This window comes from Pseudoalteromonas arctica A 37-1-2 (assembly GCF_000238395.3).
GTDB classification, from domain to species: Bacteria; Pseudomonadota; Gammaproteobacteria; order Enterobacterales; family Alteromonadaceae; genus Pseudoalteromonas; species Pseudoalteromonas arctica.
Genome location: NZ_CP011026.1, coordinates 474,415 through 486,823 on the forward strand (window position 1 = coordinate 474,415; position 12,409 = coordinate 486,823).

Below are 12,409 nucleotides of genomic sequence, written 5' to 3' on the forward strand. Positions count from 1 at the left end.
TATCAAATGTGCAACTATGCATCTGCGTAAATATTAATGAACACCAAAGTAAACCTTACAAAGCTGGGATAACTAAAAATGAAAATTGATTTAGCAACGTTTTTACCTTATCAATTAACGAATGTAGCAACACGTGTAAGTAACGACTTTGCCGAGGTTTATCAAACTAAGTACGGTTTAAATATTCCCCAGTGGCGAATACTTGCTAATTTAGCGCAGTATGGCCAAAGCAACGCAAAGGATTTATGCACGCAAGCAAATATGGACAAGTCGACAGTGTCGCGCGCGGTAAAAGTTTTAATAGATAAAGGTTTAGTTAGAAGTGAGCTAAATGAGCAAGACAAACGCGCAGCATTACTTGTGCTGAGCCAAGTAGGGCAAAACTTATATGAAAATATAGCGCCCGATGCACTAAATTGGGAAAAACAGTTACTGAGCACTTTAACCAACGAAGAATACGAAGTGCTAGTGAGTATTTTTGAAAAGTTAAATAACAAATTAAAGGCATAAAAAAGCCCACCAAAGTGGGCTTTTAAAAGATGTTTTAGGTTACAGTTCTAAATTAGAAATCGTATTTGATACCTACTCGCATTTCCCAAAGAGAAGGGTTAACTTCTATACTTGTTCCTGCTGGATTGTTAAAGCTATTGTAAACATATTTACCATCAACAATATCAGCTGTTACGGCACTTTGAAGAGATGAACCGCTTTCTAACACACCCCAGTCATCATTTAACATATTACCAATATTGGCAATAGTAAAGTATGCAGCGCCTTTGTGGCCTTCTTTAAACCCTGCAAACTCTTGTTCTACTTTTAAGTCAAAAGTAACCCACCAATCACCATCAATACTATTTCGCTCTAGTATTTCACCGCGGCTCAGACCTTCACTACTAATCCAATCATTAAATGCTGTTAAATCAAAATCAGGTCCATAGCTAACAGTGCTATCGTCAACCGTTGGTACATATAATAATTGACGAGCATTATCATTATATCCAAAAGTGAAATTATTTTCATTTTCGAATGAGTAAGAATACGGCGATGTTTTCGATGCTTGGCCAAATAAGTTAAATTTAGTGTCATAACCGTCAAATAGCTCATAGCTATAAGCTAATGACATCGTGAAGCGATGTGGAATCTCATAATTTGATGTAGCAACACCTGGGTTTTCTGAGTCAGAAACAGCAATCCCATGGTAATTAGAGAATGCCACAGAGCTTGTCATTGGATGTACGTCTTTAGACTCTGTATAAGCATATGAAAGAGATAGATCAATTCCATTATCAAACGATTTACTCATACCAAATGATAATATATGAGAGTATGCATCGTCACCATCAACGTTTGTTAACAGGAAGTCTGAACCACCATTATAAATAAGGCGTCCATCAGGGGCCGTTCCAGTTTGTTCATATGCTAAATTTTGAACAATCGCTGAGTTTCTCTTATCAGTGTATAAATAATCTACGTTAAATACATAGTTATCTTCAGTGATATAGGTACCACCTAGTGAAAACTTCCACTCTGATGGAATTTCAAAATCAGGGTCAGTAACATTTACATCAGCATCTGCACCACCTAGCCCTACAGTATCATATAAACTTTGAGGAATATCGTAGCCAGGTTGACCATTGCCATTAAATGCTATCGTGTCAGCACCTAAGATTTGTAAATCGTCACCGCGAACTTGGACATTACGCACACCATCGTTCGAATAACTGTTAGAAATCCACACATTTGGATTACCACCTGAGTATAAGCCAATACCACCACGTAACTCTAATTGGTCATTATAAATCCAGTTAACACCTAAACGAGGTTGCAATAAATCAACACCATCAAGATTTTGACTATTTGAATAACCATAGCGGTCTTCAAAATTTTGGTTGAATGTTGGAGTATCATCACTCGTATACCAGTCATAACGAAGACCAACAGTAAACGTTACATCGTAGTCAACTAAATCAAATTTATCTTGAGCATATAAAGTATTTAAAGCATATTTAAACTCACCAGCAGCATCATCTGGATTTTGACTTGCCGCATTACCGTAATATATACGATCAGCTAAACCACTTTCAAAATCTGTTATAGAGTTGAAACGGTACTCACCTTGACTATGCTGTACAAATAAATTGAAAACATCTAGTTCCTCTCGTTCGTAGCCAAACGAGATTTCATGCTCTTCTAAGTAATAAGTACCGGCAAGTTTAAGCGATAAGTTATCGTAATTAAGTTTGTTTGATTGACGTGAATCATCCGGACCAAGGTAAACAGTTACATCACCTGTGTTGATTTGGAATTCACCAAAGCCTGATGCTGCATCTATAGAGTTTTGACGATTATCAAGCTTTGAGTATCCTACACGGATTTCAGTAGAAAAATTATCAGTCCAATCAGAGTAGAATGAAGTTACATAAGATTCTAACTTTGCACCACGTTCATAGAAATGGTTAGACAGAGCTAAACGCTCTGAACCAGTGTCTGATTGTGAAATTGCAAAGCCATCATTGTAATTGTATAAAAAGCTTGCTCGATGGGAATCATTAATATTCCAATCTAACTTCACTAAGATTTTTTCATCTTCAACAGGCATACTTGGGATTAAAGAACCTGGATCGTATGCATAGTTATCAATCGCTATTTGTGTTACTCGATCAATAGTCGCTTGATCTATACGACCATTTACAAAAGGTGAGTACTCAAAAATTTCTGCGCCTTCTAATTTTTCGTATGATGTAAATAGGAATAACTTATCTTCTATAAGAGGAAGACCTACATTAAAGCCATAACGTTTTTCTGAGTAATCGCCTAGATCCTGCTTATTACCTTTAATTGAATCTCCAGACAGTGAGTCATTAGTGTAATCATAGAAGAAACCACCAGTAAGTTCATTTGTACCAGATTTAGTTACTGCATTGATGTTACATGATGTAAAGCCACCGTACTGAACATCAAATGGAGCAAGCTCTACTGCAACTTGAGCGATAGAATCAAAAGAAAAAGGGATTCTTTCTGTAGGGTAACCACTTGAATTTAAACCAAAGTTATCGTTCATGCGAACGCCATCAAGGGTTAGGCTGTTAAATCGAGGGTTACCACCACCACAATTAATCGCGCCAGCATTTGTTTCGTCAATGTAAATTCGAGGGTCTGCTCGGATTATATCTTTTAAATCGCGATTGATGGCTGGTTTGTTTTCTAAATCACTTAATGAAAATGTTGACGCAGGGCCTGTACCACCAGATTGAGAACTAATAGGTGCACCTGTTACAACAATTTGCTCCATTTGTTCTGAACTCAAAGCAACAGTAACTGGATAGGTTTGACCTAGTGTTAAATAAATATTTTCAAGTTCAGTATCTTGAAATTTATCTGAGTCTACAATTATTTTGTATGGACCACCAACACGTAACCCTTTAGATGAAAAGCTACCAGCTTCATTCACTGTTGTCGTTTTAGTTGAACCTGATGGGACGTGTATAACTGTAATTTTAGTACCGACCGCAGGACTACCATTTGGCCCTGTAATTTGACCTTTTACAGATGATGACGTTTCGTTAGCCATTGCAGCGCCACTCACACCAACACATGCTGCTATAGCAAGTGAAAGAGCTGTTTTGCGTAATTGAGTTTTCATTTAATTTTCCCGTGTAGTTATTAATTAAATTTTTATATTTTTATTTTAAATTTTGCAAAATAAACAGTTTAAGTTCATTTTTCAAAATCCGTTACTAGTGTACCTTATTTATTCGTTACAAATAAAATACAACTGCAATATATTTTTAATAAATAGTAATATATTTGTCTATTTGAGTGCTTTTTTTGAGCAATAACTCTATTTCGGGATATATACTACGTGGGGTTTATGACAAAAATGTGAAATTGTAGCGTGGAATATAAAAACCCATTACAAATTTGCAATGGGTTTATTGTAACTTACAAATAACTTAACAAGTTATTGATGTAGAGTTTTTAAGGCTTAAAACTTGTAGCTAATACCAATTTTAGCCTGCCATGCAGAAGAACTAGTTACATACTGGCTATAGTTACGAACGTCAGCACCGTCGTGTCGAGGGTCAATTTTGTAACGACCATCAGCATCTAAACCTTCAAAGTCATATACGGCTTGGTCAGAAAAGCCTAAACGTTTTTCAACACCCCAATCGCTATTTAATAAGTTTGCAAAGTTATCAACCATGAAATAAATTTCACCGCTGTGACCTTCAGCAAAGCCAGGTATTTCTTGTTTGATACTTACATCCATAGTAGTTACCCAAGGTTGAGTGCCTGAGTTACGACCTAAAATTTCACCACGCTCTGATATACCAGCACGATTTAGAAGCGTTTCTAATTCATTCCAAGATAAACCAGACTCATCCCAGTTTACATTTGGATCATCAGCACCTGTAGGTATATAAGCTAAGTAAGCTGAGCTACTATCAAAGTCTTTAGTATCACCTAAGCCGCGCTCTTGGTACATACCCATAGTGTAGCTAAAAGGGCGGCCCGAACGACGTTCAAAAAATACGTTAAACTTAGTTGCGTAGCCACTAAAAAATTCAGTGTTATAAGCCAAATTAACTTTAAAGCTGTGCTCTACTTCGTAAGAACCACGGTCAGCAAAATCTTCATTGCGATTACGTGTAATGTTGTACTGATAATTACTTTGTGCACGTGAAGAAGAACCAGAAGATGCTTCAGTTACGTCTTGGTGTGCGTAGCTTGCTGAAACGTAAAGACCATTTTCGAACTCTTTTGCAAGACCCGTTGAGATAATAATTGAACGGCCATCGTCAGATGAGTTAGTCATTGCAATATCAAAGTTTTGATCAAGGTCACCGCTATAAATACTTTCGTTGATTACACGCTCACCATCGGCAGCTAAACCAACAGGTTGGATAGCCGTGTTATGCCATACAGCTTCGTTCTCTTTCTTATGGTAAGCAATTTCAGCTTGCCATTTAAATCCATCGCCAAGCAATTCTGAGTCAAACTCATACTCAAAACCAACTTGAGCACGAATACTTGAAGGTAATTTAAAGTCAGGGTCAATGTAGTTTGTGCTACCAGTACCTTGCACTAACGAATTTTTAATTGCGTCAGGCACTTGTGTAATATCAGCCTGGTTGTTTGCATAATAGTTGTTAACGAAGTTTTCTGTCGGTTCAACAATTGTAATACCATCATTTTGGAATGAGTTGTTATACCAAACATTTGGAATGCCACCTTGGAAGCGACCTATGCCACCGTTGATGGTTAATGCTTCAGTTGCATAATATTTAAAGCCTATACGTGGTAGGAAAATATCTAAGCCATCAAGATTTTCTTGGTTATTGAAGTCATCAACTCCATATAATGCGCTGTAAGCATTAACAAAATTTTCATTACGTGTTGGTTTATCATCTGATGATAAACGCTCATAGCGAATGCCTGCTGTTACTTCTAAATCGTCACCAACGTAAAACGTATCCTCAATGTAAAGCGCTAATTGGTTGCGCGTGGCATCATAAGCGGTGTCATTTGGATTGTTTGTAAATGCGTTACTGTAAGAAAAATCGTAAGTGCCGTCGTAGTTGCCAACTTCACGGTTTTCGAAGCCTTCAAAGTTATCAAACTCCCAAGAGCCTAATGAATTGGAAGCAAATAAGTTGTATAAGTTTAACGACTCATACTGCATACCAAAGTTAATCTCATGGTCATCCATTAAATAAGTTGCATCAAACGTGAGTGTTAAGTTTTCAGTTGATGCGCTATTTGCATGGCGGAATTCGTCGGTACCAAACTCGTAAGCAGGACCACGATAGTATTCTTCAACTTTAACGAAACCGATGTCAGAATTTGTTAAGCTTCTAGATGAAACATCTTTATAAGCTATACCAATTTCAGTTGAGAAGTTTTCATTCCAGTCTGAGTATAATTTAGTCGCAAAATTATTAAATTTAGTGGCGTAAGTGTAACGGCTTGACGCTAAGCTTACAGTGCTTCCGCCAGTACCAACATTTGTTTCGTCTTTGTCATCTTGCCATTGGTAAGTAAAATCTAGACGGTGGGCATCATTAATGTTCCAGCTTAATTTAACAAGTAATGACTCGTTTGTATCTTTAGGATCGCCACCTAAAGAGTCAGTTAATCCATATTCATTACTTAAAATGTTAAGAAAATTATTGTAATTATCTTCTGTTACGTCGTACTCGTTCGTTGCGCCTGAACCTTCAAAACCATAATCCAAATCAAGTTCACTTGTCCACTTGTTGTAGTTTACAAAATAAAACAAAGTGTCGTCGATCAACGGTCCGCCAACATTAAAACCATAACGTTTCTCAGTTTGGATTGGCTCAACTTTTTCAATAACATATGTACGATGACCATCTTCATCTAAAGCCGGTCGGCCATCAGTATAAACTTGAGAAATACTGTCTACATCGCCTGCAATATCAGGAGTTGATGTTTCATAAAAACCAGAAAACTTAAATTCGTTCGTACCTGATTTTGTTACCGCATTAATGGTACCGCCGCCAAAGTTACCTTTAGAAGCTGAAAATGGAGATACATCAACAGAAATTTGTTCAATAGCATCAAGTGCAACTGGAGGCTGTGAAGTTGGGTAACCACCGTAACTTAAGCCAAAATCATCGTTTTGGCCGATGCCATCAACAGTTAAACCATTTGATCGAGGGTTACTACCTGCAAACGTTAGCTCGCCATTACCGTTAATACTCGCAAGTGGGTTTAAACGCGCAATATCTTTAATATCGCGATTAAAGCTTGGCATATTTTCAATAGTGTCAGAGCCAAATGTACTGCTAGAGCCACCTGATTGTTGAACGATTTTATAACCAGACACTTCAATCTTTTCGATGTTTCGTGGAGCAAGCTGCGAGCTTAAACGGTAAGTTTCACCAAGGTTCAAGTAGATATTTTCAACAGTGGTATCGTTAAAGGTATCAGAATCGATGATAACCATGTAAGGACCACCTACACGTAAGCCGTTGGCTATGAAAGTACCACTTTCGTTTGTAGTTAGTTCGCTAATAGTTCCCGTTGGTTGGTGAACTACTTTAATTTTAACGTTTGCAGCACTGCCACCTGAAGGCGTCGTAATTTTACCACGCATTGCAGAAGAAGTATCAGCAGCCATTGCGCTTGTAGAAACACCTAGCGCTAAAATTATAGCACCAGTTAATTTCGAAAGACGAAGCTTAGTCATAATGTTGATTTCCCGTGTTATTAATGTCAAATTTATAGTTTTAAATATACTTATAAGAACCAAGCTAATGGGCCTTATTAAGCTTTGCAGTATTTAAATTATGTATTGCTTTTTAATCATATTTCTTTGATTTTACTTTTCTAGTATTACATTAATATGAAATACATCTAGTTAGTTTGCTTCTTTTCAAAAGCTAAAGCTGTTTCTAACTCTTTTGCAGAAGGGTCAAATAAGGCATTTAATAATCCTGCTAATCGAATACCCGCTTGCTGTAAGCGCGTTTTTATAATTGGAGTATTGTTATATATGTAGCTATAACCAATTTCGTTGTTGGTATATTTATAAATTTTTGTGGCTAAATTATGAGATTCTTCAACCCATGTCATAGGTGAGCTTTGTAAATACTGTGCAATTAACTCGCTGTTATTTGTATCAATAAATTGTGCGTACTCAGTGAACGACAAGTTTTCGTTTTCAACTAGCTTTGTATCCCAAAGGCTATGAAGATTTGTTTCTTCGTTAAAAAATGAAACCTTAATACGGTTACCACCTCTGTCTTCACCTCTACCTGCATGAAATGGTTGATGGCTATCACCTACTAAATGCACTAAAAAACGCAAACTGAACTGTTTAGCATCTAAGGTACTGTTGGTATCTGTAAGTGTTTGCATTGAGTAATGAATACCTTCAAGGATATTACTTACAGATTCTTTATTTTTAGTGTGATCGTGATTGAAGCTGAAAGATTTTCCTGGTGCTGCATTAATATAATGCCAACGAGATGATTTCTTTTGCCAAAACTCGCCAGGAGCAGAGCGCATTTCATCAGGCCACGTTGATATTTGAGCTAGTGACTCACCATCTAAATAAGGTTTAATTGCTGCTTTAGTTGTTTCGCTTATATGAGATTGTGCAATCTGCCCGACAATACGATGGCCATTTTGACCCCAAGCATGTGAGTCGGTGCTTGTGAATATAGCACTAACCAAAAGTGCAGAGGATATCGAGTACTTTAAACTGTTATGCATTAGAACTTCCTAAATGAATATTTCATGGCGTTGCTATAGGCTAATGCGGTCAATTGTCCTTACTTTTGGTGTCGATAGGAAGGACTCATTAAAATTCATAGTTTCTTATTCACATTACTTTTAAATCAATAGGTTATACTTGATAGGTAAAATTACTTGTTGTAATAAGTAAGTAAAATTGTTCAAATGCACTATATAATCTTTTTTTGAGTAGCATTGCTTTGAATTTTAAAAATATCATGTTGCACAAGATGTTAATTGTTATATTTTTGTTTCTATTATTGGTCGTTACATGGGTTTTCGGTCAAGTTAGTGTACACAACGATGATTTACATTTTCCAGTTATGATTGAAACCTCAACAGAATGTCAAACAACTGCAACAAGTAATAAAGACCAGCTAATTGTTTTCACGCAATCGAAAAAAATAGCCAAGTTATTAACAAAAAAGTTATGCTTTGATAACGTAGTGACTAAGCAATATGGCTCTGTAAAAGGGTATTGGGGATATAGAACGGCAGACAGCTTTGAGTTTGTTGGTAAAGGAATTGCTGACTTAATTTTGGCTAAAAATAATATTATGGCAGCCTTTAAAGCGGAGTCTACATATAACTACCAGCCCGTTGTTGGTTTTTCTGACTACACGGCTTTTTTTATATCTTCTAAAGAAAAACCACGGATCACCAAACAATACTTTTTAGATAAGCGCATAGGTTTACTTGATTATCCAACCAGCCGATCAGGGCATATTTTACCAAAGCAAACGTTTAAAGAGTTGGATATTAATTTAGCCAATTTAAAAATCACTTATGCTAGCTCTCATAACGAATTACGTGATTTACTCGCCGACGGAAAAGTAGATATTATTGCCTCTTTTTGGAAAGAGAGCGACGAAAAACGTTTTTCAAAAAACTATATTACGCCATTGAGTAATAATATTTCTGGAACAAGATGGTATTTAAAAATGCAGCAAAACAATACTGATTTGTTGTGTGCAGTTCAGGAAAACTTACTTGCTATGTCTAAAGATCAAAGGTTGCACTACTATCAAAATGTGCAGCCTTTTTGGAGCTGCGGTACTAGTTCAGTAAACTTAAAAGAGGAAGCTGATGATGAGTAAGTATAAGCAACTACTTGTTTTTATATGTTTATTTTTAATTTTATCGTCTGTTTTTTATATTTCTGTAACTCAAAAAAGCCAGCAAGTAGTCAAACAAAAAATAATTCAGATCGAGAGGCAAATAGCACTAGATTTACCCTTACTTGATTTATCAAATGAGCTGCTTAAACACTCAGGCAATAAAGACGCGGTTAATAGCTACATTAAAATCTTAAATAGCTACATCAATTCGGATGATCTTAGGGTTGTTACTATTGCACCCAAAAGCGAAATAGTAACACCAATTAAGCCCAACCAAATAATACGTAGTTTGAGTACAAACAGCGGGTTTGTATTAGTTGTACTTAGCGTTAAATACACTCATTTTACGTTGAGTCATATTATTTATTATTTAATGTTTTTTATTTTAAGTGTGTTGGTTAGCTTTTGGGTAAAGTTTGCGTTTATTAAACAAAGCAATAAGCAGTTTAATAATGCACAGCATCAATCAATTGCAGAGTCTACGCCGCTGATACTTATTGTTGACCTTAACGATAAAACATTATCAAGTAGTTGTAATTCAGAACAAAAAATGTGTTTAGCCAATAAGCCATTGTGCTTTTATTTAGCACTTGTAGAGTATTGTACAAATAATGATGATGTAACGCTTAGTCATAATAAAGATGTGCCAGAGGAGCTGCTAGAGCTTGCTAACAAGTATTTTTATAGGTTGATCGAACTCGGCCATACGGTTAGAAAAAGGCCTAATTTTAATAATAGTCTTGAAAAAACCTTAAGTGAAATACGTGCGGCATTAGATGAAATACTCAGCGAATATCCTGAAGAAAAAGAGTTATATTACCCACCTAAAGCATACGGGGAGGGTTCTCGCTCTCGTCTGCATAGTTATGGGCTGGCAAATATTAAAAAGGGCAGTATTGAAATAATAGGAAAGTAACAAGGTCACTTTCCTATTATTAGAGGCTATTTAGGAGTAAATTCAGCCGTTTTAAGAGGGCTGTTTTTTGATATAAAGTCTTGAAGTGCCTGGGCATCTGTTTCGTCTGTACTAATAAAGCCTTTTTTATTTGTAAGCGTAGGATAGCCATCGCCGCCTGATGCGTTATAGCTATTTAGACTCATACGGTACGTTTTATTTTTATTCAAAGGTTGTCCATTAATAACCACATTAACTAGCTGGCCATTTTTACGTTCAAACGATAGTTTATGATACTGCAAATAAGCACCTGCATCCGGTGGGAAGCTCGTTACTGTATTTAAATAGTCCCATAAATCACTGCCTTGCCAATCCATATAAGTAATACGATTTTTGAAAGGATGTACTTTTAAAATATCTTTATAGCTTACTTTACCTGCCTCTATTGAGCTGCGAATACCACCGCCACTTATTAATCCAAAGTCTGCATTTACTACATCCATTTGAGCTTGAATAATTACACGTGCAAGGTTTGTTTGTTGGTAACGAACTTTGTTTCTGTCACCTTCTAAGCGAGCATCTACTTCACCAATGGTACCTTCAATTTGTTTAGCGCCTTTAGCTTGGTATACCGCTAAATAGGATTCAAGTTTAGGGTCTGGTTTAATGTACTCGTTTGCCAATACTTCTTTAGTAGAGCCATCAGCTTGTACTTTATCTACATACAAATTAACAGGCATCAGTTTGTAGTCTAGTAACTTTAATTTTCCGTTTTCAAGCTTAAACTCGGCTTTACCAACATACTTACCCCATTCATGGGCTTGCATAATATAAGTACCGTTTTGTTGGTCTGGTTTACAGGCAAGACCTGGTTTAAAGCTATCGTCATTTACATTTGTATCGCTCATACATACAGGTTCTTGAGAGTGGCCGCCAATGATCATATCTAGCGTGTTTGCAGGAAGTGAGCGAGCAAGTGTTACATCACCGGGTGCGTTAATACCAAAGCTAGCATCAACATAATGACCCATATGAGTCAGGGCGATTGTAATGTCAGGGTTGTACTTAGTTTTTATTTCTTTCGCTAGTTTTGCTGTAACGTCAACAGGGTCTTTAAACTCTAAATGCCCAATATACTGAGGATTACCAATTTTAGCTGTATCGGTTGTTGTTAAACCAATAACAGCAATAGTTAATCCATTCTTTTTGAATATTTTGTAGCTATCAAACGCGTGTTCGCCTGACTCTTTTTCAAATATATTGGCTGATAGAAAAGGAAAATCCACCCATTTTTGCTGTTGCTTTAAAACATCAATAGGGTTGTCGAATTCGTGATTACCTAATGCCATTGCATCGTAACCAATCAAAGACATACCTTTAAAGTCAGGCTCTGCTTTTTGTAAATCTGACTCAGGAATGCCAGTATTAATATCACCACCAGAGAGAAGTAGTACTGCATGACCTTGCTTTTGAGCTTTATTGCGTAAAGAGTCAATTAACGTTTTGCGAGCGGCCATACCGTATTCGCCTTTTTCGTTTTGCCAAAAACGCCCGTGGTTATCGTTAGTGTGAAGTACAGTAAGATATTGAGTTGCAGGAGAGTTACTTACACTTGAGTCGGTTGTAGCCGATGTACACCCAAGTACGCTTAAAAAAACTGAAAATAAAATAATTATTCGCATAAAATACCTGTCTATTAAGGCCCACTTAATTTATTGAGTGGCTAGTTTAAACTAGTTTTATGCGAAAAAAACGTACTTATTTACATTTCATCTTAATTACGGCTTGTCGCAGCAGTTTCTCTGCGCTTTAACTCTTTACTCGCATATTCAGATTTTTCATGATTTGCTGCAATCATCCACGTTAAAAAGCTGGCGGGTAGCTTTGTGTAAGCTTCGCCTCTGTGTAAACCAAAGTCACAAATAGTGTGTTGTGTGTTTGACATTATTATTACCAGTGTTTTTTATTTTGTTTGATAGTAACAAAAGTACACACAGGGGAAAGATGATTTAGTTTTAGCTGTTTTGATTTATATAACTTAAAAGAATATAGCTAAAACAGCTAAAACAATGTAATTAAAATGTTATCGATGCGGTCTGATTTGTATCAATATGCAATTTGCTCTCGATTTATT

General features: G+C 36.4%; 8 protein-coding genes. 3 read left to right on the forward strand and 5 right to left on the reverse strand.

The window, feature by feature from the left end; all coding sequences use genetic code 11:
- The first annotated feature begins 78 nt into the window (after positions 1-78).
- Complete coding sequence (locus PARC_RS19630) at positions 79-510, forward strand: MarR family winged helix-turn-helix transcriptional regulator (protein WP_010553959.1); 432 nt, start codon at positions 79-81, stop codon at positions 508-510.
- Between the two features lie 52 nt (positions 511-562).
- Here PARC_RS19630 and PARC_RS19635 read toward each other — a convergent pair whose 3' ends face one another.
- The 3 genes from PARC_RS19635 to PARC_RS19645 form a co-directional block, all read right to left on the reverse strand.
- Complete coding sequence (locus tag PARC_RS19635) at positions 563-3,643, reverse strand: TonB-dependent receptor (protein WP_010553958.1); 3,081 nt, start codon at positions 3,641-3,643, stop codon at positions 563-565.
- Between the two features lie 342 nt (positions 3,644-3,985).
- A complete protein-coding gene (locus PARC_RS19640) occupies positions 3,986-7,213 on the reverse strand; it encodes a TonB-dependent receptor (RefSeq protein ID WP_010553957.1) in 3,228 nt (1,075 codons plus the stop codon).
- Between the two features lie 167 nt (positions 7,214-7,380).
- Complete coding sequence (locus PARC_RS19645; protein ID WP_010553956.1) at positions 7,381-8,241, reverse strand: S1/P1 nuclease; 861 nt, start codon at positions 8,239-8,241, stop codon at positions 7,381-7,383.
- A 239-nt stretch (positions 8,242-8,480) separates the two neighbouring features.
- Between PARC_RS19645 and PARC_RS19650 the strand changes: the two genes are divergently transcribed.
- Both PARC_RS19650 and PARC_RS19655 read left to right on the forward strand, forming a co-directional pair.
- Positions 8,481-9,359, forward strand: a complete 879-nt coding sequence (locus PARC_RS19650; RefSeq protein WP_033013066.1) for a type 2 periplasmic-binding domain-containing protein — start codon at positions 8,481-8,483, stop codon at positions 9,357-9,359.
- A complete protein-coding gene (locus PARC_RS19655; protein ID WP_010553954.1) occupies positions 9,352-10,296 on the forward strand; it encodes a hypothetical protein in 945 nt (314 codons plus the stop codon). Before PARC_RS19650 ends, PARC_RS19655 begins: the two co-directional genes overlap by 8 nt.
- A gap of 26 nt (positions 10,297-10,322) precedes the next feature.
- Here the strand turns inward: PARC_RS19655 and ushA are convergent, their stop codons facing one another.
- Positions 10,323-11,957, reverse strand: a complete 1,635-nt coding sequence (gene ushA / locus PARC_RS19660; protein WP_010553953.1) for a bifunctional UDP-sugar hydrolase/5'-nucleotidase UshA — start codon at positions 11,955-11,957, stop codon at positions 10,323-10,325.
- A 92-nt stretch (positions 11,958-12,049) separates the two neighbouring features.
- Positions 12,050-12,220, reverse strand: a complete 171-nt coding sequence (locus PARC_RS21655; RefSeq protein ID WP_010553952.1) for a hypothetical protein — start codon at positions 12,218-12,220, stop codon at positions 12,050-12,052.
- Between the last annotated feature and the right edge of the window lie 189 nt (positions 12,221-12,409).

Bases quoted from the DNA above. Each gene is read 5' to 3' on its own strand.
- PARC_RS19630 (WP_010553959.1), top strand. From the start codon at position 79: ATGAAAATTGATTTAGCAACGTTTTTACCTTATCAATTAACGAATGTA.
- PARC_RS19635 (WP_010553958.1), bottom strand. From the start codon at position 3,643: ATGAAAACTCAATTACGCAAAACAGCTCTTTCACTTGCTATAGCAGCA.
- PARC_RS19640 (WP_010553957.1), bottom strand. From the start codon at position 7,213: ATGACTAAGCTTCGTCTTTCGAAATTAACTGGTGCTATAATTTTAGCG.
- PARC_RS19645 (WP_010553956.1), bottom strand. From the start codon at position 8,241: ATGCATAACAGTTTAAAGTACTCGATATCCTCTGCACTTTTGGTTAGT.
- PARC_RS19650 (WP_033013066.1), top strand. From the start codon at position 8,481: ATGTTGCACAAGATGTTAATTGTTATATTTTTGTTTCTATTATTGGTC.
- PARC_RS19655 (WP_010553954.1), top strand. From the start codon at position 9,352: ATGAGTAAGTATAAGCAACTACTTGTTTTTATATGTTTATTTTTAATT.
- ushA (WP_010553953.1), bottom strand. From the start codon at position 11,957: ATGCGAATAATTATTTTATTTTCAGTTTTTTTAAGCGTACTTGGGTGT.
- PARC_RS21655 (WP_010553952.1), bottom strand. From the start codon at position 12,220: ATGTCAAACACACAACACACTATTTGTGACTTTGGTTTACACAGAGGC.